Here is a 26,177-nt window from a genome sequence, read left to right on the forward strand (position 1 = left end):
ATGCCCGACCTGCTGATCGAACTCTTCTCCGAAGAAATCCCCGCCCGCATGCAGGCCCGCGCCCGCGAGGACCTGAAGTCGCTGGTGACGAACGGGCTGGTCGAGGCTGGCCTCACCTATGCCTCCGCCGGCGCCTTCTCCACCCCGCGCCGCCTGACCCTGACCATCGAGGGCCTGACCGCCGAGTCCCGCCCGGTGCGCGAAGAACGCAAGGGGCCGTCCGCCACTGCGCCCGCCGCGGCCATCGAGGGCTTCCTGCGCTCCACAGGGTTGACGCTGGACCAGCTCGAACGCCGCGCCGACAAGAAGGGCGAAACGCTTTATGCGGTGATCGAAAAGCCCGGCCGCGCCGCCCCCGCGATCATCGCCGAGGTGCTGGAAGCCGCGATCCGCAATTTCCCCTGGCCGAAGTCGATGCGCTGGGGCGCGGGCGCCCTGCGCTGGGTGCGCCCGCTGCATTCCATCCTCTGCCTGCTGAGTGACGAGTCCGGCAGCGCCGTGGTGCCGATGTCGGTTGACGGCATTGCCTCGGGCAACACCACCGAGGGCCACCGGTTCCTGTCGCCCGGTCGCTTTGCCGTCACGGGCTTTGACGATTATGCGATGAAGCTGAAACGCGCCCATGTCGTGCTGGATTCGGCCGAGCGCGAGGCCGCGATCTGGCAGGGCGCGCAGAACCTCGCCTTCGCCGCCGGCATGGACGTGGTCGAGGACAAGGGTCTTCTGGCCGAAGTCGCGGGCCTTGTCGAATGGCCGGTGCCGCTGATGGGCCGCATCGCCGAGGATTTCCTGCACCTGCCGCCCGAAGTGCTGCAAACCTCGATGAAGGAACACCAGAAGTTCTTTTCGGTGAAGAACCCCAAGACCGGCCGGATCGAGGGTTTTGTGACGGTGGCCAACACCCAGCCCGCCGACCATGGCGCGACCATCCTGAAGGGCAACCAGAAGGTGCTGGCCGCCCGGCTGTCGGATGCCCGGTTCTTTTATGAAAACGACCTTCGGGTGGCGAAAGCCAATCCTTCCGAACCTATGGGCGAATGGCTGGACGGGCTGAAATCCGTGACCTTCCACAACAAACTCGGCTCCCAGGCCGACCGCATCGCCCGCATCGCCGCGCTGGCCCGTGAAATCGCGCCCCTGGTCGGCGCCGACGCGGACCTCGCCGAACAGGCCGCCAACCTCGCCAAAGCCGACCTGCGCTCGTCGATGGTCGGCGAGTTTCCCGAACTTCAGGGCCTGATGGGCATGTATTACGCCCGCGCCGCCGGCCTGCCCGACGCCGTGGCTCTCGCCGCCCGCGACCACTATTCGCCGCTCGGCCCCTCGGACGCCGTGCCCACCGATCCGGTCTCGGTCGCCGTGGCGCTGGCCGACAAGATCGACACGCTGACCGGGTTCTGGGCGATCGACGAGAAGCCGACGGGCAGCAAAGACCCCTTCGCCCTGCGCCGCGCCGCGCTGGGGGTGATCCGGTTGGTGTTGGGGAATGGGGTGCGCTTCGATCTCGCCTCGACGATGCTTCTTGCCCTGTCGCGCAACATCATCGCTGTCGGCGAAGGCCATGGCGCGCCGGCCGGCTTCTGGCAAAGCTCCATCAAGGACCTGACCGGATCGGTGGCCGCGCGGGCCGGGGCGATCTTCGCGGCGATTGCCGAACACTACCAGTACTTCCGCGATGACATTCGCGCGACCATCAGCGCGACGGTGGAGAACCCCGACAGTCGGACCTCGGACCTCCTCGCCTTCTTCCACGACCGCCTGAAAGTCTTCCTGAAAGACCAGGGCATCCGCCATGACGTCATCGACGCCTGCCTTGCCATGCCGGGCAATGACGACCTGACGCTGCTGGTGAAACGCGCCGAGGCCCTCGCGGCCTTCCTGAAAACCGAAGACGGCCCGAACCTGCTGCAAGGCTACAAACGCGCCAACACCCTCCTGACGCAGGCCGAACAGAAGGACGGCGTTGAATACTCCTTCGGCGCCGATCCGAAATTCGCCGAAACCGATGAGGAACGCGCCCTGTTCGCCGCCCTGGACAAGGCCGAAGCCGCCATCACCCCCGCCATGGCCGCCGAAGATTTCCCCGCCGCGATGGCCGCCATGGCCGCCCTGCGCGCGCCGATCGACGCCTTCTTCACCGCGGTTCAAGTCAATTCCGACAACCAGATCGTGCGGCGCAACCGCCTGAACCTTCTGCACCGCATCCGGGCGATCTGCTCGGGCGTGGCCGACCTGACCCGGATCGAAGGCTGAGGCCTTTCATACTGGCGCAAATATCCCGGGGTGCGGGGCTGGCCCCGCTTCACCGGCCGGGCCAAGGCGCCAACCTTCCCCTATCCTGCGCCTCCCCCCTCTGCGGGGAGGGGCGCCCTGGGTGAAAATATTCCCGCCCTGGATAGCCCGGGGCGCGCAGGTGTGCGCGCCCGTTCGGCGCTGAAAACAGTCCACTGGACTGTTTTCTCCCCGGCAAGCGCCGGGGCCGCGCCTCACCCCAAAGGTCCCGGTCGCCGCTCCTCGGTCAGAAGCACATTGGCCTCCACCTGACCAAGGCCCGGCAGCGTCATGATCCGCCGCCGCAAGACCCGCTCGAAATCGGCGATGTCGCGGGCCACCACCCTCAGGCGGTAGTCGAACAGCCCCAGCACATGCTGCACCACCTGCACCTCGGGGATCGCCTGCACCGCGCGTTCGAAATCCTCCAGAGAAACCCGGCCCTTCGTCGCCAGCTTCACCCCCAGAAACACCGTCACTCCAAACCCCAGTGCGGCGCGGTCCACCTCCACCCGCAGGCCGGCCAGAATCCCGGCCTCCTCCATCCGCTTCACCCGGCGCCAGGCCGCGGGCTGGCTCAGGCCAAAGCGGCGTCCGAGCTCCCCCGCCGACAGATCGCCCTCCAGCGCCAAGGCCCGCAACATCCCCCGGTCCAGATCGTCAAGATCAATCACAGCGGCAATCCCTCGCTGTCCTTGATGGTGGCAATCAGCATCAGCGCGTCCACCTCGGCGATATGCGGCAAGCTCAGGATCCGCGCCCGGTAGACCTCCTGATAATGCGCCATGTCGCGGGCGATGACGTTCAGCCGCACGTCGACCCGGCCAAGGAAGGTTTCAATCGCCACCACCTCAGGCACCTCCCGGGCGGCGGCGATGAACTCGTCAAAGGCGCGCGGGTTGGTCTTGTCGAGCGTGAAGCGCAAGGAGACCTCGACCGCAAAGCCAAGCGCCCGCCAGTCCACCACCGCCTGCACGGCGCGCACTACGCCCGCCTCGCGCAAGCGCTCCATCCGGCGGCCAAAGGTGGCCGCCGTCACCCCGGCGCGGTCGGCCAGATCGGCGCGGGCGGCCGAAGGTTCGGCCAGCACTTGGCGCAGGATGCGGCGGTCGGTATCGTCAACTTGCATGAAATCTGCATCAACCTGAATTTTGGCGAATGACAATTCGCAGAAATTCGCGCCTGCGTCAAACTATGCACGCGATGGCGCGCAAATCCCCCTATTGTGCCCCCATCAACTCAAGGAGACACGCCCATGCGCGTTTATTATGACCGCGACTGCGACATCAACCTCATCAAGGACAAGAAAGTCGCCATCCTCGGCTATGGCTCCCAAGGCCACGCCCACGCGCTGAACCTGCGCGATTCGGGCGCCAAGAACGTCGTGATCGCGCTGCGCGAAGGCTCGCCCTCGGCCGCGAAATGCGAAAAGGAAGGCCTGAAGGTCATGGGCATCGCCGAGGCAGCCGCCTGGTGCGACGTCATCATGTTCACCATGCCCGACGAACTGCAGGCTGCGACCTACAAGAAATACGTCCATGACAACCTGAAGGAAGGCTCCGCCATTGCCTTCGCCCACGGCCTGAACGTCCATTTCGGCCTGATCGAGCCGAAGCCCGGCGTTGACGTCATCATGATGGCGCCGAAGGGTCCCGGCCACACCGTGCGCGGCGAATACACCAAGGGCGGCGGCGTGCCCTGCCTCGTGGCCGTGCATCAGGACGCGACCGGCAAGGCAATGGAAATCGGTCTGTCCTATTGCTCGGCCATCGGCGGCGGCCGTTCGGGCATCATCGAGACCAACTTCCGTCAGGAATGCGAAACCGACCTCTTCGGCGAACAGGCCGTTCTCTGCGGCGGTCTGGTCGAACTGATCCGCATGGGCTTTGAAACCCTGGTCGAGGCTGGCTACGAGCCGGAAATGGCCTATTTCGAATGCCTGCACGAGGTGAAGCTGATCGTCGACCTGATCTATGAAGGCGGCATCGCCAACATGGACTACTCGATCTCGAACACCGCCGAATATGGCCAGTACGTCTCCGGTCCGCGCATCCTGCCCTATGACGAGACCAAGGCCCGCATGAAGGCAGTTCTCTCGGACATCCAGACCGGCAAGTTCGTGCGCGATTTCATGCTGGAAAACGCCGTGGGCCAGCCGACGATCAAGGCCTCGCGCCGCTCGAATGACGAGCATCAGATCGAGCTGGTGGGCAAGAAGCTGCGCGACATGATGCCGTGGATCTCCAAGGGCAAGATGGTCGACAAGTCGCGGAACTGAACCAGAGCCGGGGGGAACCCCGACCTGCATCACGGGGCCGGGGGGAAACCTCCGGCCTTTTGCCGTTGCGGCGCTTGACGGCTGGCCAAGGGCGGACAAGGATCGGGCATTTGCCGCACAAGGAATTTCGCCATGCCTGTCAGCCCTTTTTCCGACGTGACCTCCCTTTCGCAGCTCCCGCCCGGCATCGACCCGCGCTGTCTTGTCAACATTGACCGGCTGGATGCCAGCGATCCCGAAGCGTCCCCCGCCGAAGAAAGCAGCGGCATTCATATCGGCGGCGGCATCATCCTGACCGCCGCCCATGTCTTCTATGAGCTTGACAGCACTGTCGGCGGCGGGGTGCGGCCTGACAGCCGCTTCGACCTTACCTTCGGCAGCGGTTTGCCCAGCATCGCTGATGTCACGATGTCCATTGCCACCAACGACCCCGCGCAGCGGCTTGTCGAGGGGCGGGACCGGTTCCAGAGCTTTTCCGCTCCGGTCATCGGCGCCGATATCGCCATGATCGACCTGGCGCCGGGTGGCCCGATCGACGCGGGCGATGCCGGCTATCTCAATTCGGTGCAGGCAACGCCGATGGTGCTGTTCGCCAATCTCGACGATGCGGATGGCACGGACATCACGCTGCTTGGCTATCCCGCCGCGAGCCGCGACGGGGCAACGTTGTGCCGGGCGGATGGCGAGATTACCGGCAATGGCGATGTCGACATCATCGGTTCGGGCGAGACATTGGTGTTCTACAGCGCGGCGCTTTCGCTGGAAGGCGGCTTCAGCGGCGGCCCGGTCTTTGCCTCCTTGGCCTTCGAGGGCGGTTCCGGCACCTACCTGCTGGGACTCGCCTCGGCCAGTTTCGGCCCCGAGGACGGGCTCATCGCCCCGATGTCGGTGATCTACGCCGCGCTGGGGGCCAGTCTGGCGTCATTTCATTCGGCAGACGCGTTTGCCCGCAATGTTCTGGTCTCGGACCGTTCGGCCAGCGGCACGGTGCAGGGCCAGTTCTTCCATGAGGATTTCTACGGCGGCGCCTTTGCCGACACCATTCTGGCGGCGGGGGGCGATGATGCCGTGCGGGGCGGGCAGGGCCGCGACCAGATTTTTGGCGGTCTGGGCAGCGACACGATCTTTGGCGGCGCCGGTGGCGACCGGATTTCAGACGGCGCCGGCGTCGACATCCTTTTTGCCGATGGCGGCGACGATGTCATCTTCGCCAGCGGTGCTGGCAGCGCCAACACCTATCGCGGGGGGGCGGGCAGCGACACGCTGTCCTATCGCGGCATCACTGGCGGCCTGACGCTTGATCTGGCCGCCGGCACTGTCACCGGGCCGCAGGCCCGACACGATGTGGTGCGGGGCATCGAACATGCCGAAGGCGGGCAGGGGAGCGATGCGATCACGGGCGACGATCTTGCCAATGTGCTGGACGGGCGGCAAGGCAACGACACGCTGTTCGGTGGCCTTGGTGCCGACAGCTTTGCCTTCTCGACCAGCCTTGACGCTGCGACCAATGTCGACCGGCTTGGCGACTTTCAGCATCTGAGTGACCGTATCCTGCTGGTGGCGCCCGCGTTTTCCGTGCTTGGCGCCGCGGTGCAGGCCACCGATCTGCACCTTGGCACGGCGGCGGCAGAGGCCAATGACCGGCTGATCTATGATCGCGCGACGGGCCGGCTGTTCTTTGACGCCGACGGGGCCGGGGCGCTTGATCAGGTGCTTTTCGCCCGACTTGTCGCGGGAACGGCCCTGTCTGCGGCCGATTTCCTCATGGGCTGATCGCGCGCGGCAGGCTTGGCCCTCAGACGGCCCGTTCCACCGCGCCGACAATCTCGCCGACCACCTCGGCAAGCATCGCCTCATCCTCGCATTCCGCCATGACCCGGATCAGCGGTTCGGTGCCCGACTTGCGGATCAGGATGCGGCCCTTGCCGGCAATCCGCGCCTCATTGGCCTTGATGACCGCCTGCACCCTCTCGGCCTCCAGCGGCGTCTTGCCAGCCTCGAAGCGCACGTTCTTCAGCATCTGCGGCACCGAAGCGAATTGCTGGATCAGCGCGCTGGCCGGCAGGCCGGTGCGGGCGATCTCGGCCAGAAACTGCAATCCCGCCAGAAGCCCGTCGCCGGTGGTGGCATAGTCGGTCATCACGATATGGCCCGACTGCTCGCCACCCAGATTCCAGCCGCCGCGCCGCATCGCCTCGACGACATAGCGGTCGCCGACATTGGTGCGCTCCAGCCGCAGGCCGCGCGCATCCAGAAACTTCTCCAGCCCAAGGTTCGACATCACGGTCGCCACCAGCGTATCGCCGCGCAGCCGCCCCTCCTCGGCCCAGCGGGCGGCAAACAGCGCCATGATCTGATCGCCATCGGCCACCCGGCCATTCTCGTCAAGGATCATCACCCGGTCGGCATCGCCATCGAGGCTGATCCCGACATGGGCGCCATGCGCCACCACCGCCTCGGCGGCGGTCTGGGTATAGGTCGAGCCGCATTTTTCATTGATGTTGGTGCCGTTCGGCGCCACGCCCACCGGAATGACCTCGGCCCCCAATTCCCACAGCACCAGAGGGGCCGCCTTGTAGGCCGCGCCATTGGCACAGTCGATCACCACTTTCAGCCCATCCAGCCGCAGGCCCGCCGGGAAGGTGGTCTTGGCATATTCGACATAGCGCCCCAGCGCGTCATCGATCCGCTTGGCCCGGCCGATGTTCTGCGGCTGGGCCGGCGGGATGTCGCCCTCGACCAGCGCCTCGATCTCCAGCTCGGCCTCGTCCGACAGCTTGAAGCCGTCAGGGCCAAAGAACTTGATGCCGTTGTCATGGTGCGGGTTGTGGCTGGCCGAAATCATCACCCCCAGATCGGCCCGCATGCTGCGGGTCAGGAACCCCACCGCCGGCGTCGGCACCGGACCCAGAAGCAGCACGTTCATGCCCGTCGAGGTCAACCCCGCCGTCAGCGCGTTTTCCAGCATGTAGCCCGACAGCCGGGTGTCCTTGCCGATGACCACCCGATGCGCGGTGCTGCCATCGCGGCGGAAGAACCGCCCGGCGGCCTGTCCCAGCTTCAGGGCCATATCGGCGGTCATCGGATAGCTGTTGGCCCGGCCCCGCACCCCGTCGGTGCCGAAAAGCTTGCGCGTCATGTCGAATATCCTCTCGTTGCCGCCTGCCAGAGCCGCAAGGCCTGCCGCGTTTCGGCGACATCATGCACCCGGATCATCTGCATGCCCTGCGCCACCCCGGCCAGCGCCACGGCGAGCGAGCCGGGCATCCGCCGCGCCGCCTCGGCCTCGGCGCCGATGGTGCCGATGAACCGCTTGCGGCTGGCGCCCAGCAGGACCGGCACGCCAAGGCCGTGAAACAGGCTCAGCCGGGCGAGCAGCGCCAGATTGTGCTCCAGCGTCTTGCCAAAGCCGATGCCGGGGTCGATCGCCAGCCGGTCGTCCGGGATTCCGGCTGCCCGCGCCACTGTCAGCCGTTCGGCCAGCGCGTCATAGACGTCCAGGAGCACATCGTCATAGCGCGGATCGTCCTGCATCGTCGCCGGCGTCTCGATGGAATGCATCAGGATCACCGGCACCTCGGCCCGCGCCGCTGCCCCCGCCATGCCCGCATCAAAGCGCAGCGCGGTCACGTCGTTCAGGATCGACGCCCCGGCGGCAAAGGCCGCCTCAGCCACAGCGGCCTTGCGGGTGTCGATCGAGATCGGCAGGGCCAGCCCACCCGTCCGCAGCGCAGCAATCACCGGCGCGGTGCGGGCGGTTTCCTCGGTCGGCGAAACCTCCGCCGCGCCGGGCCGGGTGCTTTCGCCGCCAATATCCAGAATATCGGCCTCGGCGGCCATGCGCCGGGCCTGCATCAAGGCCGCCTCGGGGCGCAGGAACAGCCCGCCATCGGAAAAGCTGTCCGGCGTGATGTTCAGAATGCCCATGATCCGCGGCGCATCCATCGCCATGCCGCCGAAGGCCGGCCGCGACGTCGACAGACCGGCGCGCTCTGCCTCGGTCAGATCGCCCAGCCCGACGATCCGCGGCGGCGCCTGCCGCGACAGGATCTCCACCCGGTCGAACCAGCACCAGCCGCCGGCAAGGGACAGCGCGCCGGAGGGGCGGGCGGGATCGGTCATGGCAATCGGACGCAGATACTGGCTCAAACCCCGGTCTTTCATACTGGCGCAAATATCCTGCGGGGGGTCCGGGGGGCGCAAGGCCCACCGGGGGCTGCCGCCCGCGCTCAGCTCATGGGATTAAGCCCAAGGTCTCAACCCGGCAAGGGGGAAGCCTCAGGCCCGCTCCACCTGCACGCGGCTTCCCGCCGGCAGTGCAACATCGCCGTGAACGACCAGCCGCTCGGCGGCCATGGTCTCGGCCAGCCACAGCGCCAGCGCCACCGGCTCGCGCGAGTGCGGGCCGTCGACGGCATCCAGCACCAGCTTTGACGGCGCCCAGACCATCATCTGCCCGCGCTTGACCGCCCAGTCGATCTCGGTCCGCGTCGCCATCACCACGCAGCGCGGATCGCGCGCCGCCAGCACCCAGGCGTTCTGTTCGATCGCCAGCATGTCGACCCGGCGCTGGGTCGGCTTGTGGCCGGTCTGGGGGCGCACCATGTCGGGCAGGCCGACAGTCAGGATCACTGGCAGGCCTTGCGCCTGCAAGGCATCAAGCCGCGCCGGCAAATCGGGGGCGGCAATCGCGGCATTGTCGAGATAGACCACCAGCGGGTGCAGCGCGGCCTCGGTGCCGTCCTGTCCCATCACCTGCAGCGCGGCCTCGGCGCGCGAGCGTACGATCTCGACCCCCAGCTTGTAGGGGCCGATGTCGAGCTTCTCGATCCGCACGAAGATCCGCATCGCCTGCGGCGCCGCCAGAATGCGTTCCGCCACCCGTTCGGCCAGCGTTTCCAAAAGGTTCAGCCGCTCCGCCGCCAGTTCGTCGGCAATCGCCTCGGTGATCCGGTCATAGGACAGGATCTTGTCGACGTCGTCATCCAGCGGGCCAGAGGCCGGGCGCACCTCGACCACCACGTTGAACATCACGCGCTGGGTATGGCCGCGCTCTTTCTGGAAGGCGCCGATCTCGACCTCGACCACATGGTCGCGCAGCGAAATCCGGTCGCGCGGATCGGCCCCGGCAGAGGCGACCGAGCGTTCCTCGGGATGGGCGAAAGCGAGGCTGATGTCGCTGGTCATCTGGCGCTCCGATGGGCAGGCGCTGGCGGGCGCGGATATCACAAGGGCAGGCTAACGCCTGCCCCGCCTCTCGCCTAGCCCGAAGGCGGCATGAAGATCAACCCAAACGACTTCGGGATCTTACGGCTTGTAGAACATATGCGCGCCGATCGAGGCCGTGCGCTCGAAGCGCCGCGACCACGCAGGGGTGACGGCGCGGGTGTGGAAATGCGTCGCGCCATAGGTCAGCGTCCGCGGCGCGCCATCCAGCATCACCCGCGCAATCCGGCCAGCGATGTCGGCGGCCTGACGGTCGGCCATGACATCCCGCGCGCCGTCGCAGGTGTAGGAGAACTGGCACCCGCCCTGGCCGCCCTGTTCGACGACACCGCAAACGGTCGCTGGGTATTTCGGGCTGTCCACCCGGTTCAGGATGACCTCGGCCACCGCGAACTGGCCCTTCAGGCTTTCGCCGCGGGCTTCGAAGTACAGCGCCTTGGTCAGGCACTGCCATTGCTCGTCGCCCGCCGGTGCGCCAAGCCCGGCCAGGAAGGCGTGGCTGTAGGAAATCTCGACCGGCGCGTCGGCCTTGCCTTTGGCCTTGGTCTTGCGGGCGGCCTTGTCGGCGGCAGGCTTCGGCATCGCCCCCATGGCGATGGCGGTGCGGCGTGCCTCGGGCAGCGCGCCCAGGGCCTTATGTTCGGCATCAAGCAGGCTGGCGAATTGCTGGCCGATCTTGAGTGTCGGATCGTTGGACTGGCTCACCGTCACTTCGGCGAAGGCCGCTCCGCTGTGGACGCCAAGCGCGAGAATCGCGGCAGTCCAGATTTGGTGCAAGCGCATTGTCTTGTGGGATCCCGGTTGTTTCAGTCAAAGGCGAAAAGGCTGCCAACCGGAGTTTCCCGCTTGACGGGCGCTGTGCCTAAAGACCGAAATCCCTGCCGTCTACCGCTGTGGCAAAATTACAACGAAAATTTGCAGGGTTTCGGCGGAAACCCGCCGAAATTCCTCACGTGCCATTTTAGCTTCGTGGTGCAAAATCATGATTTTGTGCCAAATTTCCGGTTATCCACACGATCGGCCAAGGCCAGATGAGCGGCCGCCAGACGCGCCAAAGGCACCCGGAACGGGCTGCAAGAGACGTAATCGAATCCCTGACGGCGGCAGAAGGCGATTGATTCGGGATTGCCGCCATGCTCGCCGCAAATGCTCAGAGTCAGGTCCTTGCGGGTATGGCGCCCGCGCTCTGCACCGATGTGCAAAAGCTCTCCGACGCCGTCAACGTCAAGGATATGGAACGGGTCTTCGGGGAAAACGCCCTGCTGCACATAGGTGTTCATGAAGCGCCCGGCATCGTCGCGCGACAGGCCATAGGTCATCTGCGTCAGGTCGTTGGTGCCGAACGACAGGAAGGCGGCGTGCTGGGCAATCTCGCCGGCGCGCAGCGCCGCGCGCGGCGTTTCCACCATGACGCCCAGCTTGTAATCGAACTGCACCCCGGTCTTGACCCGCACCGCGGCGGCCACCGCGTCGATATGGGTCTTGACCAGTTCCACCTCGCGCCGGGCCGAAACCAGCGGGATCATGATTTCCGGCACCACCGGCGCGCCCTTCTTGGCGATCTCGACTGTCGCCTCGAAAATCGCCTGCGCCTGCATGGCGTAGATTTCCGGCAGCACCACCCCCAGCCGCACGCCGCGCATGCCCAGCATCGGGTTGAACTCGGCCAGCGCTTCGGCCCGGCGGGTGACATCGGACAAGGGCTTGTCCAGCGCCTCGGCCAGTTCGCGCAGGCCCTCGCGGGAATGCGGCAGGAATTCGTGCAGCGGCGGGTCGAACAGGCGGATGCAGACCGGCAGCCCGGCCATGATCTCGAACAGCTGCACGAAATCTTCGCGCTGCATCGGCAACAGCCGGGCCAGCGCGGCGGCGCGGTCCTGCGAGGTGTCGGCGAAGATCATCTCGCGCATCACCACCAGACGGTCTTCGTCGAAGAACATGTGTTCGGTGCGGCACAGGCCGATGCCCTGCGCCTCGAACTGGCGGGCCTGAGCGGCGTCGGCGGGGGTGTCGGCATTGGCCCGGATGCCGATGTCGCGCACCGCGTCGGCCCAACCCAGAAGCGTGCGGAAGCTGTCATCCAGCGCCGGTGCCAGCATGTCCGCCGCCCCGGCCAGCACCTCACCCGTGGTGCCGTCGAGCGTCACCAGATCGCCCTCGCGGAACACCCGGCCATCGGCGGCAGTCAGCTTCTTGTCCTTGGTCTCCAGCCGCAGGCCCGAGGCCCCCACGACGCAGGGCAGGCCCAGCCCGCGCGCGATGACGGCGGCATGGGAGGTCACGCCGCCGCGTTCGGTCAGCACGCCGACTGCCGAATGCATGCCGCGAATGTCCTCGGGCGCGGTTTCGCGGCGGACAAGGATGCAAGGCTCGCCCCGCGCCGCGCTGGCCTGTGCGGCGGGCGAGGAGAACACCAGCCGCCCGACCGCGCCGCCGGGGCTGGCGGCGATGCCTTTGGCGAACACATCGCGCGCGCCGCGCGGATCAACCTGCGGATGGAGCAGTTCCGACAGCGCCCGGGGTTCGACCCGCAGCACCGCCTCCTCGGGGGAAATGATCCCGTCCTGCGCCAGCGCCACGGCGATCTTCAGCCCGGCCCGGGCCGAACGCTGCACCTTGACTGCATCCAGGACCGACAGCTGGCCGTCCTCGATGGTGAACTCGATCTGCATCTCCTCGCGCAGGCGGGTGCGGCAGGCTGCGCCGTGATGGGCCAGCTGCCCGAAGATCTCGGGCGAGAGGTCTTCCAGCGATGGCCCGCGCGGATCGCGCGTCAGATACATTGCCTCGGTTTTCTTCAGCGCGTCGCGGCCCTGGGAATTGCCCAGATACCGCCCCGTGACCTGCGGCAGCCCGGTGACCGGATCGACGAACTGGATCACGCCGGAGCCCGAAAGCCCCTGACCGATGCCCTGCGCCATGGCCTGCACCACCAGCCCAAGCGCCGCCTCGACCGGGGCGCCCTTGGCCTGCCGCAAGAGCCGGGCCGAGGTGCCTTCCCACGCCCGCGCCATCGAGCGCAGCACTTCGGAAAGCTGCTGGGCAGGATCTTCGGGGAAGGGCTCGTCCATCTCGCGCTCGTACTGGCGCAGCGCCTCATCCAGGGCCTTCGGGCCGGGCTTGATGTCATCGAACATATCGGGGTCAAGTCGGGCGACATGCGTAGCATAGGATTGCACAAATCGAAGGTAGAGCGCATCCGCCGCTTCGGCGCCATGGCGCTGCACCAGCGCCATGTGCCGACCGGCATTCATGCCGACATTCAGCACTGTCCCCGGCCCGCCCCAATCGGGATTCTCAGGCGAGGGACGCACGGAAACCAGCGGCGTCGCGCCGAAATGCGCCAGAATGGCGCGGGTATCCAGCGTGTGCCCCGCCGCGATTGCACGCACGGTCTGCGCCGGCAGGGCCACGGTCTGCGGCACCGGCAGATCCAGCCGCACCAGCCGCTGCAGGCATTTCGCCCGCCAGCCATGCGCCGAGGGCGTGATCGCCGCCGACGGCGTGACTTCGCAATAGTCGAGAGGCGGATTTTTCTGCACTGCGGCGACCTTTCCTTTGCGGGCGCAGGATACACCCGAACGCCCGTCACGCAAGCGTTACGATGGCGATGAAACCGGCGGATTTCCCATGAAATGCCGGGTTTTCCGCCGCTTCAGGAAACAGGTTTCGCCATAGCGCGAAAATCGGCGTCGCTTTTTGTGCAGTCTTGGCCGTGAAAGCCGCTAGTGTCGGGGCTGGATTTGCAAGGGAGACCAAAGATGAAACTGCCGCATGACCATATCGACGCGGGCGGCCTGCAAGAGTTTTCGGTGGTGTTCACCGACCGCAGCCTGAACCACATGTCGGCGCGGTTTCAGGGGGTAATGCGCGAAGTCTCAAGCCTTTTGCGCGAGGTCTACAATGGCAGCGCCGTGGCGCTGGTGCCGGGGGGCGGCACCTATGCCATGGAGGCGGTGGCGCGGCAGTTCGGGCAGGGCCGGGCGCTGATTGTGCGCAACGGCTGGTTCTCGTATCGCTGGACCCAGATCTTCGAAGCCGGGGGCTTTGCCAGGGAAACCACGGTGGTAATGGCGCGGGCCAGCGGCAATGCTGCGCAGTCGCCCTTTGCCCCGCCGCCGATCGAGGATGTGGTGGCAAAGATCCGCGAGGGCAAGCCCGATGCGGTCTTTGCCCCGCATGTCGAGACGTCGTCCGGCATCATCCTGCCCGACGACTATATCGCCGCCATGGCCGCGGCCGCGCATGAGGTGGGCGCGCTGATGGTGCTGGATTGCATCGCCTCGGGCTGCATCTGGGTGGACATGGCGGCACTTGGCGTCGATGTGCTGATCTCGGCGCCGCAAAAGGGCTGGTCGGCCTCGCCGGCAGTGGGGGTGGTGGTGATGGGCCCACGCGCTGAGGCGCGGCTGGCCGAGACCACATCGAACAGTTTTGCCATCGACCTGAAGAAGTGGCGGTCGATCATGGAGGCCTATGAGAAAGGCGGCCATGCCTATCACGCCACCATGCCGACCGATGCCATCGTCGGTTTCCACGCCGCGATGAAGGAGACGCAGGCCATGGGCTTTGCCGAGGCCAAAGCGGCGCAATGGGCGCTGGGGCGGGCGGTGCGGGCGATGCTTGCGGCCAAGGGTGTGCCATCGGTCGCGGCAACCGGCTTTCAGGCGCCGGGGGTGGTGGTCAGCTTCACCGCCGATCCCGAGGTGCAGAGCGGCGCGAAGTTCAGGGCGCTGGGCTATCAGATTGCTGCAGGCGTGCCGTTGCAGGTGGGCGAAGGGGCCGAGTTCCGCACCTTCCGGTTGGGGCTGTTCGGGCTGGACAAGCTCACGGACGTCGACGCCACCGTCGCGCGGTTGAAGGCGGCGGTCGATCAGGTGCTGTGAGCCAACTCCTCGTCGCCTTCGGCGCTCGTCGTGACGATGAGAAGCCGAAGGCGCCCGAAGAGATCACCGCACGCCAAGCCCGGCTTTCATCAGCGTCTTGCGCACCGGGCCAAGCGAGTAAAGCGCGTTCAGGGCGCCGGCGCGCAGATCGCGCAGGAAGGGCTCGCCCAGCATCGAGGTGCGGTTCAGAAGGTCGATGCCGGCAAGCCGGGCCTTGACCTCCGGATGGCGCTTCCTTTCAAACGCTGCCAGCATTTGCGCACTGCCCAGATCGCCCGGCGCGGCGATGGCCAGGTCCAGCAGCGCCGACAGATCGGCCAGCGACATGTTCAACCCCTGCGCGCCGATGGGCGGCATGACATGGGCGGCCTCGGCGATCAGCGCCACACGGGGCGCCACCATGCGCTCGGCGATCTGGGTGATGATCGGCCAGACGGTACGCGCCGAATCGAGCGTCAGCGGGCCAAGGATGCCGCAGGAGCGGTCGTTGAGCGCGGCCTCGAACTCGGCCACTGGCAGGGCGGCAAGCCGGGCGACCTCGGGTCCGGTCTCCATCCAGACGATCGCCGAGGCCGGTTTGCCATTGCGGTCGGGCAGCGGCACCAGCGTGAACGGCCCGCCGGAGCGGTGGATCTCGGTCGAGACATTGCCGTGCGGGACAGGGTGACTGACGGTAAAGGCCAGCGCCTTTTGCCCGTAGCGCGTGGTTTTCACGGCAATCCCGGCTTGCTCGCGCACAGTGGAGTTGCGGCCGTCGGCGGCCACGATCAGCCGGGCCGAAACCCGGCGGCCATCCGACAGGGTGGCCAGCGCCTCGGCTTCGCGCAAGAGGACCTTGGCTGTGGCCGTACCGGGCAGGAAGGTGACATTCGGCAACTCCGCCAGCCGCGCCACCATCTCGCGGCGCAGGAGCCAGTTCGGCAGGTTCCAGCCGAAGGGCTGGTCGGAAAGCTCGGCGGCGTCGAAATCCTTGATGACGCGCGGCTCGGACACCGGGCCGCCGGCGTCGATGATCCGCATGATCTGCAGGGGCGCGGCATGGGGGGCAAGCCGGGACCAGAGGCCCGCCGCCTGCAGGACCGGGATTGACGGGTGCAGGAAGGCTGTCGAGCGGTGGTCGGCCCCTTCGGCGTCGCGTTCGGTGACGGGGGGGCTGGGGTCGGTGCAGATCACCGAGAACCCGGCTGCACCAAAGGCCGCCGCCGCCGTCAGCCCGGCGACACCGCCGCCCGAGACAAGGATATCGGTCTTGATACGGTCCATCCGCGGCCCCCTTTTCGCCCGGCGCACTGTAGGTTGCCGCGCCGGGAAAGCGAAGGGGCAAGGTGTCACGGGCGGGAATCAAAGGCGGGCATCAGCCCGCGACAACCCGCCAGCTTTGGGCGTAGCGGTATTCTTCAAGGTTGGCGGTGGTGCCGATGCGGTCAACGACGGCGAAAAGGCCCGGGGCCTGCAGCGGGGTCAGCACGCCATGCCAGGTGCCGCGGTGCAGGTTGATGCCCTGCGCGCCATTGGTCAGGAAGGTCTGCGGCGTGCCGGGGCGGCCGTCCGCGTCGGGCGCGACGATGACGAGGAAAGGGTGCTGCGACAGCGGCAGGAAGGCCTGGCTGCCCTCGGGATGGCGTTCGACCAGATCGAAGACATAAGGCAGGGCGCGGGGGGTGGCGTTGAACACCGAAATTCCCGCGCGGCCATCTGGCCCGAAGTCAAGCCTCGCCCGGTCATGGTGGCGCTGGCACATGCCGTCGTTGATGAGCCGGAAATCGCCAGCGGCCTCCAGCACATCGCCGAAGGCGGCGAAGGCGGCGGCGGTCAGGGGAAGGGGTAGGATCTCTGGCATGGCAGACCTCTCGCCCCGGTCAGCCCCCGGGGGCGCGTCGCCCCCCGGACCCCCCGAGGATATTTTGGCCACATTGAAGGCTTCAGCGGGCGGGGCGGTAGGCTCCCGGTCCGCGCAGCGTGGCGTGGCGGTTGACGTCCTTGTAAAGCAGATAGCGGAAGCGGCCCGGCCCGGCGGCATAGCAGGCCTGCGGGCAGTAGGCGCGCAGCCACATGAAATCGCCGGCCTCGACCTCGACCCAGTCCTGGTTGAGCTTGTAGACCGCCTTGCCCTCCAGCACGTAAAGCCCGTGCTCCATGACATGGGTTTCCTCGAAGGGGATCACCCCGCCGGGCTGGAAGGTGACGATGTTGACATGGGCGTCATGGCGCAGATCGTCGGGCTCGACGAAGCGCGTGGTGCCCCAGCGGTCCTGCGTGTCGGGCATGAAACGGATCGGCACGTCGCGTTCATTGGTGACGATGGGTTCCGGGCGCGGGGTGCCGGGGGCGGGTTCGTAAAGCTTGCGCAGCCAATGGAAGCGGGCGGGCGTCTTGCCCTCGGCCAGCAGGGTCCAGCGGCTGCCGGCGGGGATATAGGCATAGCCGCCGGCGTCCAGCTCATAGCCGGTGCCGTCGATGGTCAGTGTCGCCAGACCGTCGGTGAAAAACAGCCAGTGTTCGGCGCCGTCCTCGGCATCGGGCGCGTCCGAGCCGCCGCCGGGCTGCACCTCCATCACATATTGCGAGAAGGTCTCGGAAAAGCCCGACATCGGGCGCGCGATCAGCCAGAGCCGGGTGTGCGTCCAGCCCGGCAGGAAGCTGGTGACGATGTCGGAAAAGCAGCCGCGCGGGATGAAGGCATAGGCATTGGTGAACACCGCGCGCTGGGTCATCAGCGCGGTTTGCGGCGGCAGGCCGCCGGGCGGGGCGTAATATTGGGTCATGGCAGGATATCCTTCAGGCGCAGCTCGGCGATGCGCTCGACCTGGGTGCAGGCGGTGGAAAACTCGGTGGCGGTGTCATTGCCGATGCGGGCGTGGAAGGCGGCAAGGATGCTGTCCTTGGTGTTGTCGCGCACGGCGATGATGAAGGGAAAGCCATGTTTGGCGACATAGTCGGCATTCAGGCGCTGGAAGGTGGCGCGCTCGGTGTCGGTCAGCGCATCGAGCGCGGCACTGGCCTGTTCATGGGTGCTTTCCGGTGTCAGGCGCCTGGCGGCCGCCAGCTTGCCCGCAAGGTCGGGGTGGGCAGTCAGTACGCCCCGCCGTTCGTCGGCGCTGGCCGAGCGGAACATGCGGGCAAGGGCGTTCAGCAGGCCGGTGGCGCAGTCATGCGCCGGGCCAAGCTCCAGATCAAAGGCGCGTTCGGCGATCCAGGGCGAATGTTCGAAGATCGAGCCGAAACGGGCGACAAAGCGCTCGCGCGTCATCTGCGAGGGGCGCTCGATGCGCCGGTGCGGATGAGTGCTGGCCCAGTGCCGGGCGATGTCGATGCGGCGCGGGAACCAGACGCCGTCATGGGTGCGGGCATAGTCGAGGAATTTCTTCAGGCCGGCGAACTTGCCGGGCCGGCCGATCAACCGGTTGTGCAGCCCGATCGAGAACATCTTGGCCCGGCCGTCCAGCCCTTCGGCATAAAGCGTGTCGAAGCTGTCCTTGAGATACTGGTAGAACTGCTCGCCGGTGATGTAGCCCGGCGCTGTGGCAAAGCGCATGTCGTTGGCTTCAAGCGTGTAGGGGATGACCAGCTGGTCATGGTCGCCGGCCTCCAGCCAATAGGGCAGGTCGTCGTCATATGTGTCGGAAATCCAGGCCAGGCGGCGGGTTTCGGCGGTCAGCCGCACCGTGTTCATCGAACAGCGCCCGGTGTACCAGCCCTGCGGGGCCTCGCCCACCACCTCTTCGTGCAGGCGGAAGCTTTCGGCGATCTGGCGGGCTTCTTCTTCGGGCGCCATGTCGCGGTGATCGACCCATTTCAGCCCGTGGCTGGCAATTTCCCAGCCCGCGGCCTTCATCGCCGCCACCTGTTCGGGGTTGCGCGCGAGGGCCGAGGTGACGCCGTAGATCGTCACCGGAATGTTCCGTTCGGCAAACAGCCGGTGCAGCCGCCAGAACCCGGCCCGCGCGCCGTAGTCGTAGATCGATTCCATGTTCCAGTGCCGCATCCCCGGCCAGGGCGCGGCGCCGGCGATGTCGGACAGGAAGGCCTCGGACTGCGCGTCGCCGTGCAGCAGGTTGTTCTCGCCGCCTTCCTCATAGTTCAGCACGATGGAAACGGCGATCTTCGCGCCTCCCGGCCATTGTGCGTCGGGGGCATCGGGCCCATGACCCCGGAAATCGCGAGGGTATCGGTTCATCTGTCTCTCCTGCAGTTGATGCAGACTAGGCGCGCATGCGGTCAGGATTTATCAAATAATCCATGAAGCACCTATGCCGGCCTTGGGCAAAGCATTTTTGCCGGTCCGGAGTAGAACGGAATGCAGGAAAAGGGAGGCTCCCATGGCCGGACGGCTTTCGACCCATGTTCTGGATACGGCACGCGGCAAGCCTGCGGCGGGAGTGCGGATCGCGCTTTACCGGCTGTCGGGGGACCGGCGCGACAAGCTGAAGGAGGTGGTGACGAACCACGACGGGCGCACCGACCAGCCGATGCTTCTGGGAGAGGAGTTGACCGCAGGCAGCTATGAGCTGGTGTTCTTTGCGGGGGACTACCTGCGCGCCAGTGGGCAGGCGGGGGAGGGCACGCTTTTCCTCGACCAGATCCCGATCCGCTTCGGCATTCCGGACGTCAGCCAGCATTACCATGTGCCGCTGCTCATCAGCCCTTTTGCCTATTCGACCTATCGCGGCAGTTGAGCCGCGGCTGGCGGCTCAGCGAACCGCCATGCGATACCAGCTTGCCGCGAAATGCATCGCGGAGGCGGGCAGGATGGCCATGGTCGCGGCCAGCTCATAGGCGCTGTCGGCAACCCGGTTCCAGCCGGCATGCATGTCGGTCTCGGGGATGTCGCGACGCAGCGCGGCGCGGAGATCGCGCAGGGCGGACTGGTTGTCCGGCGCCCTGCCGATATGCGGGGTAAAGATGCCCGGACGCTTCTTCTTCTGCTCGAACTTGCGCTCGCGGGTCGCCATGCCTTCGGCCAGAAGATCGACATCTTCCGCCGTGACGACGCCCTTGATGTCATTCCAGCGCAATTCGGCCGGCGGGCAGCGTTCCTTGAGCCGGTTCACCAGCCGGACACAGATCGAGGCATGCACCATCGACCCTTGATCGAGCAGCGCCGCGATGGGGGAGGGGCCGACCGAAACCACCAGCCGGGAGGCAAAGCCGGGATAGGGGCTTTCCGACTGGCTCAGCAGGATGCGGACGCCCGGCATATCAAAGCTTGCAACGTCATCGCAGTCCCAGGTGAGCTTGGGCCGCTGACCGCAGATGCGGGCCAGCCCGGTTTCCATTTCGGCGACCGTGCGGGCGAAATCGCACAGCGGCTCGTCGTGGAAAAGCATTTCGGCAACACGGCTTACTTGTTCCTTCGGCATGGCAGACCTCCGGGTTGTACTTTCTTGGTGCCAAGAACATGCGGGAAAAGCGGCCCAAAAAGGGCACGAAAGAGGAAATTAAGAAGTTCGTAACTGTTTCGGCCGGCAATCGCCGATAAAAAACCTGCCTTTAAATCAATGTGTTGTGGCGGCGTGCCGCAATTGCGCTGCGATCTTGCGGCAAAGTCGTGGCAAAAATGCGATGATTTTCGGCGCGACCTGCCGATCCGGACCTGTCTAAAAGGACAGGTTTTGCGGTTTTCGGCGGCCAATTGTGGCAATGAACCGCGAAGATGTGAAAGCCTGCCCCTTGTCCGATGCTGCGCTTTGCGGCCATTTTGACGGCGCAGCGGCGGAACTTTCGCAGGCCGCCGTTCAAGGCCGGAGTGGATGCAAGGAATACGGGATGGCTGAGCGCAAGGACGATCTGGCGACGCTGTTGCAAAAGCCGCCGCGCCGCAGCCGCGGGTGGCTTTGGTCCGGGGCGGTGGCCCTGGTCGCGGCTCTGGCCTTTGCCGGCTATTGGCTCGCGCAGGCGGGCACCTCGGGGACCGAGGAAGCCACCTATGCAACCGCGCCGGTTGCCCGGGGTGATCTGACCGTGACTGTCACCGCCACGGGCACCTTGCAGCCGACCACACGGGTCGATGTGTCCTCTGAACTGGCCGGCACCTTGGCCGCGGTCGAGGTGGATTACAACGACAGCATTGCCGTCGGTCAGGTTCTGGCGCGGCTCGATGTCTCGAAGATTGCCGCGCAGGTTGCCAATGCCGAGGCGCAAGAGGCCTCGGCCCGCGCCCGTCTGGTACAGGCCGAGGCGACGGCGCGCGAGGTGGCCGCGACGCTGGCCACCCAGCAGGAACTGGCGGACAAGGGCCTTGCCAGCCGGTCGAACATGGTGACGGTCGAGGCCAACGATGCCCGCGCCCGCGCCGCCGTCGACATGGCCCGCGCCGATCTGACGCTGGCCGAGGCCAATCTGGCCCTTGCCCGGGCCGATCTGGACAAGGCGGTGATCCGCTCGCCGATCGACGGGGTGGTCTTGAACCGCAAGGCGGAGGGCGGCCAGATCGTCGGGCCGGGCCTGAACGATCCGGTGCTGTTCGTGCTGGCCGAGAACCTGACGCGGATGGAGCTTCTGGCCAATGTCGATGAGGCCGACATCGGGCAGGTCGCGGTGGGGCAGAGCGCGGTCTTTACCGTCGATGCCTTTGACAACCGCGAATTTGTCGCCACCATTACCCAGGTGCGCTATGCCTCGGAAGTGACCGATGACGTGGTGACCTACAAGGCGGTGCTGGCGGTGGACAATCCCGATCTGCGCCTGCGTCCCGGCATGACCGCGACCGCGACGATCACCGTGGCCGAGGAAACCGGCGCGCTTCTGGTGCCGAACGCCGCCCTGCGCTGGGCGCCGCCGCGCAGCGCCAGCGGGCAGGGCGCCGCGGGGCTGGCCGGGCTGATCCTGCCCTCGCCGGCCAGCCGCAACCCGCCGCAGGCGGTGGCCTCGGGCCGCTCGCTCTGGGTGCTGCGGGGCGGCGTGCCGGTGGAGGTCGCGGTGGCGATCGGCGCGACCGACGGGCGCAATACCATCGTCTCGGGCGCGGAGCTGGCCGAAGGGGATGCCGTCATCACCGATCAGGTCACGCAGGCCAATTGAGATGTCCGCCCCGCTGATCTCCTTTCGCAATGTCGCGCGCAGCTACGGTGCGGGCGAGGCCGAAGTGCGGGCGCTGGACGGCGTCAGTTTCGACATCCGGCCGGGCGAGTTCGTGTCGATCATGGGGCCTTCGGGGTCGGGCAAATCCACCGCGATGAACATCATCGGCTGTCTCGACCGGCCGACCTCGGGGGAATACCTGTTCAAGGGCATTCCGGCGCAGGGTCTGGATCAGGACCGCCGGGCGCTCCTGCGCCGCCACGCCCTTGGCTTCGTGTTTCAGGGCTTCAACCTTCTGGCGCGGCAATCGGCGCTGGAGAATGTGGAACTGCCCTTGATCTACAAGGGCCTGCCCGCGGCCGAACGCCGGGCGCTGGCGCGCGAGGCGCTGCGCAAGGTCGGGTTGGAGGGCCGCGAGAGCCATGATCCCTCGCAACTGTCAGGCGGGCAGCAGCAGCGCGTGGCGATTGCCCGGGCGCTGGCGGGCGGGCCGGAGGTGATCCTGGCCGACGAGCCGACCGGCAACCTTGATTCCGCGCGGGGGCACGAAATCATGCGGCTGTTGCAGGCGCTGAACCGCGAGGAGGGCATCACCATTGTCATGGTCACTCATGAGGACGACATCGCCCATTACGCCGGGCGGCTGATGGTGTTCACCGATGGCCACCTGACGCGCGATGAGCCGGTGAAGGAAAGGGCCTGAGATGCTGTGGGAAGCGGTCCGGCTGGCCTTCACGGCGATCATCCGCAACAAGCTGCGGTCGTTCCTGACTGTGCTGGGCGTGGTCATCGGCGTTGCCGCCGTCATCGCCATGCTGACTGTGGGCGAGGGCTCTTCGGCGCAGGTCAAGGCCTCGGTCGAACGGCTGGGAACCAATGTGCTGGTCTTGCGGCCGGGGCGGGTGCGGATGGGGCCGCCCAGCGGTGAACCCGCGCCACGATTTACGCTGAAGGACGCGGCGGCGCTGTCGGAACTGTCCATCGTCGCCCATGTCGCACCGCAGGCGGCCGCCACCTATCCGCTGGTGGCCGGCAATGCCAACACCAGCGCGCAGGTCTCGGGCACCACCGCGGATTATCTCATGGTGCAGAACTGGCCGCTGGCCTTGGGTCGCGCCTTCGAGCCGGGCGAGGAGGCCTCGGGGGCGGCGGTCTGCCTGCTGGGCCAGACGGTGCGCGACAAGCTGTTCGGCAGCGCCGATCCGCTGGGCGAGACCCTGCGGGTGCGCGGGCTGGCTTGCGAGGTGATCGGCGTTCTGTCGGCGCGCGGCGCGGGCAGTTTCGGGCAGGATCAGGACGAGGTGGTGCTGATCCCGGTCAAGACCATGCACCGGCGTTTGCAGGGCGATACCGATGTCGGCTCGATCACGGTGGCGCTGTTGAAATCGGTCGCTTCGGCGGACGGTATCCGCACAGTGCAGGTCCTGATGCGCGAGCGGCGCGAAATCGACATCGGCGAGGCCGATGATTTCTCGGTGACCGACATGAAGGATTTCAACACCCTGCTCACCGGGGTCAATTCGGTGATGACCGGGCTTCTGTCGGCGGTGGCGGCGGTCAGCCTTTTGGTCGGCGGCATCGGCATCATGAACATCATGCTGGTCTCGGTGACAGAACGCACCCGCGAGATCGGCATCCGGCTGGCGGTGGGGGCCAGCGGCGGGCAGGTGCTGATGCAGTTCCTGATCGAGGCCGTCGTGCTGTCGGTGCTGGGCGGCGTGCTGGGCATCGCCGTGGGTCTGGCACTGGCCTGGGGCGGATCGGTCTACCTTGCGATCCCGTTCACGCCCTCGGCCCTTGTCATCGCGCTGGCCTTCGGCTTTTCGGCGGTGGTCGGGGTGGTGTTCGGCTTCTTCCCCGCCCGCCGCGCCGCCCGGATGGACCCGATCGAGGCGCTGCGCCACCAGTAGCGGCGGTCACGCGGCCCTGATTGTCTGAACTTCGGCCACCGCCTGCGCGATGCCGTCGATGATCTGTACCGCCTTGGCATCGGTCAGCAGGTAAGACAGGTTCACCCGCACCCAGCCGGGCTTGTCCACCGCATGCCCTGCACGGATCTCCTGCGCCATATGGGCCGAGGTGTTGGGGTCGATGTGCAAGAGCCGGTGGCCATAGGGCCCGGCGCAGGAACAGCCGCCGCGCGCCTGAATGCCGTAATTCTCCGACAGGCTGCGGGTGAATGCGATATGGTCGACCGGGGCACCTTGTGCATCGTGGATGCGGAAGGAAAAGATTGGCAGGGCCGCGGCAGAGGGATTGCCGAGGATCTCCAGCCCCGGCAGGCCCGTCCACGCCCTGCGCGCCAATGCGCCAAGCCGGGCATTGCGCGCCGTGATCCAGTCCTGCCCCAGCGCCTCTTTCACCAGCAGCACCAGCCCGGCGCGGATGTCGCCCACCACATTCGGCGTGCCGGCCTCTTCGCGGGCCACTACGTCGGGGCTGTAAAGCTGGGTCTCGGGCGAGACGAAGGCCACCGTGCCGCCCCCCGGCAGGGTCGGCGTGTCGCGCCGCACCACGCCGTTCCGGAACACCAGCACACCCGAGGCCTGCGGCCCGCCGGGAAACTTGTGCGCCGAGAAGATGATCGCATCCTTGGCCGCATCGGGCGCGGTCTGCATCTGCATCGGCAGATAGGGCGCGCCGCCGGCATAGTCCCAGATCGCCAGCGCGCCATGCGCCTTCAAAAGCCGCGTCACCGCGTCGCTGTCGGTCACGATGCCGGTGACATTCGACATCGCCGAGAAGGTGCCGACCAGCAGGTCCGCCCCGGCATGGGCCTGCAGGGCCGCCGCAAGCGCTGCCATGTCCGGTCCGCCCGCCGGGCTTTCGGCGATCTCCACCACTTCCGCCCCGCTTTCGCGCCAGGGCAGGATGTTGGAATGATGCTCATAGGGCCCGTGCAGCACCACGGCGCGGCCGCCCTTGGCCAGCACGGCGGGAATGTTCAAAAGCCCCACCACCCGGTTCAGCCCCGCGGTCGCCCCCGCGCCGGAAAACACCACATGGCAATCCGGCCCCGCGCCCAGAATGCGGGCGATCTCGGCCCGCGCCGCCTCACGCAGGCCGGTCGAGTAGGCACCGCAGAACGAGGTTTCGGTGTGGGTGTTGGCGTAATAGGGCAGGACATGCTCCATCACGAACTCCTCCACCTGCCGCAAGGCGCGGCCCGAGGCGACGTAATCGGCATAAAGCAGCGGCAGGCGCCCGCGCGGTCCGGTGATCCGCGCAGTCTCGCCGATCAGCCCGGCGCGCAGGCGGGCGGGCAGGTCGGGCTGGCCAAGTTCGGCCTTGAAGGCGGCAAGTGCGGGATGCGGGGCGGCGATGGTCATGAGCGGGTCTCCTCCTGTACGGGGAGTATCGCGCAGCTTTGGTGAGAATAACCGCTCAGATTATGCGTATCTTTTCTGTTTTATGTGTCATATGATCTGCAAATGACGCTGAAACTCGATCAGATTGATCGCCGCATCCTTGAAGCACTGCAGCGCGACGCCACCGCCTCGCAGCGGGCGCTGGCCGAGACGGTGGGCCTGTCGCAGAACGCGCTCTGGCGGCGCTTGCAGCGGCTGGAGGCGTCGGGGGCGATCAAGGGCAGCACGGTGGTCCTCGACCGGCAGTTGCTGGGGGCGGGGCTGGTGGTCTTTGCCATGGTGAAAACCCGCCACCATTCCGCCGACTGGCTGCGCGCCTTTCGCAGCCATGTCCGCACCATTCCGGAGGTTATCGACTTCTACCGGATCGGCGGCGAATACGACTATCTCTTGAAGGTGGTGACGCAGGACATGGCCGGCTATGACGCGGTCTATCAGCGCCTGATCGAAAAGGTCGAACTGGAAACCGTCACCTCGTTCTTCGCCATGGAAGCGATTGAGGAGCAGCGGCCGATCCCGCTTTGACCTGATGCGCGCCGAAGACCCGGTCAGAACACCTCTTTCACCGCCTCCATCGCCACATAGGTCGAGGTGCCGGCGACATGGGGCAGGGCCGAGATCCGTTCGGCCAGAACGCGGCGGTAATCCTGAATGTCGCTGGTCCTGACCTTCAGCAAATAGTCAAAGCGCGAGGCGATCATGTGGCATTGTTCCACCTCGGGGATCGCCAGCACCGCCTTGTTGAAGGCCTGAAGTGCCGCCTCGCGGGTGTCCGAAAGCCGCACCTCGACAAAGGCGACATGCGCCTGACCCATGCGGATCGGGTCAAGATTGGCGCGATACCCGGTGATGACGCCGGCATCCTCCAGCCGTTTCATCCGCGCCTGCGTCGGCGATTTCGACAACCCGATGCGGCGGGCAAGCTCGGTGGCGCTGATCCGCCCCTCGACCGCCAGAACCCTCAGGATGGCCTCGTCAAATCGGTCGAGATCAATGCGGGCAGATGACAGGGCGATTGACATGGCGCTTTCCCTTCGTTTCGCAGAAATGGCCTGCCGTTTGCCCTAACTTAAGGCGAACCGCCTGTCAAACCTGCGCTATCATGGGCGCAATCAAATGGAGCTCATC

23 protein-coding genes are annotated in these 26,177 nt (G+C 66.6%); 9 read left to right on the forward strand and 14 right to left on the reverse strand.

Translation table 11 applies throughout. From position 1 onward, the window contains the following. Positions 1-2,253 (forward strand): glycine--tRNA ligase subunit beta, encoded by a 2,253-nt coding sequence (gene glyS, locus G4Z14_RS10295; protein WP_164625380.1) that lies wholly within the window; start codon positions 1-3, stop codon positions 2,251-2,253. A 233-nt stretch (positions 2,254-2,486) separates the two neighbouring features. Here the strand turns inward: glyS and G4Z14_RS10300 are convergent, their stop codons facing one another. Next, a complete protein-coding gene (locus G4Z14_RS10300; RefSeq protein ID WP_164625382.1) occupies positions 2,487-2,945 on the reverse strand; it encodes an Lrp/AsnC family transcriptional regulator in 459 nt (152 codons plus the stop codon). Further along, positions 2,942-3,400 carry an Lrp/AsnC family transcriptional regulator gene (locus tag G4Z14_RS10305; protein WP_164625384.1) on the reverse strand — a complete coding sequence of 153 codons (459 nt, stop codon included), beginning with the start codon at positions 3,398-3,400 and terminating at the stop codon, positions 2,942-2,944. The genes G4Z14_RS10300 and G4Z14_RS10305 overlap by 4 nt, the downstream gene beginning before the upstream one ends. 126 nt (positions 3,401-3,526) lie before the next feature. Between G4Z14_RS10305 and ilvC the strand changes: the two genes are divergently transcribed. Together ilvC and G4Z14_RS10315 are read left to right on the forward strand one after the other, a co-directional pair. Next, entirely contained in the window at positions 3,527-4,549 is a 1,023-nt protein-coding gene (gene ilvC, locus G4Z14_RS10310) for a ketol-acid reductoisomerase (protein ID WP_164625385.1), read from the forward strand. A gap of 132 nt (positions 4,550-4,681) precedes the next feature. Continuing rightward, on the forward strand, positions 4,682-6,322 hold the full coding sequence (locus G4Z14_RS10315; protein ID WP_164625388.1) for a calcium-binding protein: 1,641 nt from the start codon (positions 4,682-4,684) through the stop codon (positions 6,320-6,322). Positions 6,323-6,344: 22 nt separating this feature from the next. Here the strand turns inward: G4Z14_RS10315 and glmM are convergent, their stop codons facing one another. The 5 genes from glmM to G4Z14_RS10340 form a co-directional block, all read right to left on the reverse strand. Continuing rightward, entirely contained in the window at positions 6,345-7,688 is a 1,344-nt protein-coding gene (gene glmM / locus G4Z14_RS10320) for a phosphoglucosamine mutase (RefSeq protein WP_164625389.1), read from the reverse strand. Next, positions 7,685-8,713, reverse strand: a complete 1,029-nt coding sequence (gene folP / locus G4Z14_RS10325; protein ID WP_164625391.1) for a dihydropteroate synthase — start codon at positions 8,711-8,713, stop codon at positions 7,685-7,687. The genes glmM and folP overlap by 4 nt, the downstream gene beginning before the upstream one ends. A 114-nt stretch (positions 8,714-8,827) precedes the next feature. Continuing rightward, entirely contained in the window at positions 8,828-9,736 is a 909-nt protein-coding gene (locus G4Z14_RS10330; protein WP_164625393.1) for a dihydroneopterin aldolase, read from the reverse strand. Between the two features lie 120 nt (positions 9,737-9,856). Next, entirely contained in the window at positions 9,857-10,558 is a 702-nt protein-coding gene (locus G4Z14_RS10335) for a cell wall hydrolase (RefSeq protein WP_164625395.1), read from the reverse strand. 197 nt (positions 10,559-10,755) lie between these two features. Beyond that, the gene (locus tag G4Z14_RS10340) at positions 10,756-13,317 is read right to left on the reverse strand and encodes a putative PEP-binding protein (RefSeq protein WP_164625397.1); all 2,562 of its coding nucleotides are present in this window, start codon (positions 13,315-13,317) and stop codon (positions 10,756-10,758) included. A gap of 219 nt (positions 13,318-13,536) precedes the next feature. On the opposite strand from G4Z14_RS10340, the gene G4Z14_RS10345 reads away from it, so the two are divergent. Continuing rightward, positions 13,537-14,661, forward strand: coding sequence for an aminotransferase class V-fold PLP-dependent enzyme (locus G4Z14_RS10345; RefSeq protein ID WP_164625399.1), 1,125 nt, complete (start codon positions 13,537-13,539; stop codon positions 14,659-14,661). A gap of 63 nt (positions 14,662-14,724) precedes the next feature. On the opposite strand, the gene G4Z14_RS10350 is transcribed toward G4Z14_RS10345, so the two are convergent. The 4 genes from G4Z14_RS10350 to puuE form a co-directional block, all read right to left on the reverse strand. Beyond that, positions 14,725-15,924 (reverse strand): UbiH/UbiF family hydroxylase, encoded by a 1,200-nt coding sequence (locus tag G4Z14_RS10350; protein ID WP_164625401.1) that lies wholly within the window; start codon positions 15,922-15,924, stop codon positions 14,725-14,727. Positions 15,925-16,015: 91 nt separating this feature from the next. Then, positions 16,016-16,501, reverse strand: coding sequence for an ureidoglycolate lyase (locus G4Z14_RS10355; protein WP_164625403.1), 486 nt, complete (start codon positions 16,499-16,501; stop codon positions 16,016-16,018). Between the two features lie 82 nt (positions 16,502-16,583). Then, on the reverse strand, positions 16,584-17,426 hold the full coding sequence (locus tag G4Z14_RS10360) for a bifunctional allantoicase/(S)-ureidoglycine aminohydrolase (RefSeq protein ID WP_164625405.1): 843 nt from the start codon (positions 17,424-17,426) through the stop codon (positions 16,584-16,586). Beyond that, on the reverse strand, positions 17,423-18,838 hold the full coding sequence (gene puuE / locus G4Z14_RS10365; protein ID WP_164625406.1) for an allantoinase PuuE: 1,416 nt from the start codon (positions 18,836-18,838) through the stop codon (positions 17,423-17,425). Before puuE ends, G4Z14_RS10360 begins: the two co-directional genes overlap by 4 nt. Positions 18,839-18,980: 142 nt before the next feature. On the opposite strand from puuE, the gene uraH reads away from it, so the two are divergent. Continuing rightward, positions 18,981-19,337 (forward strand): hydroxyisourate hydrolase, encoded by a 357-nt coding sequence (gene uraH / locus G4Z14_RS10370; RefSeq protein ID WP_164625408.1) that lies wholly within the window; start codon positions 18,981-18,983, stop codon positions 19,335-19,337. Between the two features lie 15 nt (positions 19,338-19,352). Here the strand turns inward: uraH and G4Z14_RS10375 are convergent, their stop codons facing one another. Further along, positions 19,353-20,021, reverse strand: a complete 669-nt coding sequence (locus G4Z14_RS10375; RefSeq protein ID WP_164625410.1) for a hypothetical protein — start codon at positions 20,019-20,021, stop codon at positions 19,353-19,355. Positions 20,022-20,427: 406 nt separating this feature from the next. Between G4Z14_RS10375 and G4Z14_RS10380 the strand changes: the two genes are divergently transcribed. From G4Z14_RS10380 to G4Z14_RS10390, 3 genes are read left to right on the forward strand one after another with little or no spacing between them, the layout of a single operon-like run. Beyond that, on the forward strand, positions 20,428-21,681 hold the full coding sequence (locus tag G4Z14_RS10380) for an efflux RND transporter periplasmic adaptor subunit (protein ID WP_164625412.1): 1,254 nt from the start codon (positions 20,428-20,430) through the stop codon (positions 21,679-21,681). A gap of 1 nt (position 21,682) precedes the next feature. Then, positions 21,683-22,384 (forward strand): ABC transporter ATP-binding protein, encoded by a 702-nt coding sequence (locus G4Z14_RS10385; protein ID WP_164625413.1) that lies wholly within the window; start codon positions 21,683-21,685, stop codon positions 22,382-22,384. A 1-nt stretch (position 22,385) separates the two neighbouring features. Continuing rightward, entirely contained in the window at positions 22,386-23,591 is a 1,206-nt protein-coding gene (locus G4Z14_RS10390; protein ID WP_164625415.1) for an ABC transporter permease, read from the forward strand. 6 nt (positions 23,592-23,597) lie between these two features. Here the strand turns inward: G4Z14_RS10390 and G4Z14_RS10395 are convergent, their stop codons facing one another. Next, positions 23,598-25,010 (reverse strand): aminotransferase class V-fold PLP-dependent enzyme, encoded by a 1,413-nt coding sequence (locus G4Z14_RS10395; protein ID WP_164625417.1) that lies wholly within the window; start codon positions 25,008-25,010, stop codon positions 23,598-23,600. A 102-nt stretch (positions 25,011-25,112) separates the two neighbouring features. On the opposite strand from G4Z14_RS10395, the gene G4Z14_RS10400 reads away from it, so the two are divergent. Continuing rightward, positions 25,113-25,574 carry an Lrp/AsnC family transcriptional regulator gene (locus G4Z14_RS10400; RefSeq protein ID WP_164625419.1) on the forward strand — a complete coding sequence of 154 codons (462 nt, stop codon included), beginning with the start codon at positions 25,113-25,115 and terminating at the stop codon, positions 25,572-25,574. Between the two features lie 23 nt (positions 25,575-25,597). On the opposite strand, the gene G4Z14_RS10405 is transcribed toward G4Z14_RS10400, so the two are convergent. Beyond that, complete coding sequence (locus tag G4Z14_RS10405) at positions 25,598-26,071, reverse strand: Lrp/AsnC family transcriptional regulator (RefSeq protein WP_164625420.1); 474 nt, start codon at positions 26,069-26,071, stop codon at positions 25,598-25,600. Between the last annotated feature and the right edge of the window lie 106 nt (positions 26,072-26,177).

The organism is Tabrizicola oligotrophica (genome assembly GCF_011008935.1).
GTDB lineage: Bacteria > Pseudomonadota > Alphaproteobacteria > Rhodobacterales > Rhodobacteraceae > Tabrizicola_A > Tabrizicola_A oligotrophica.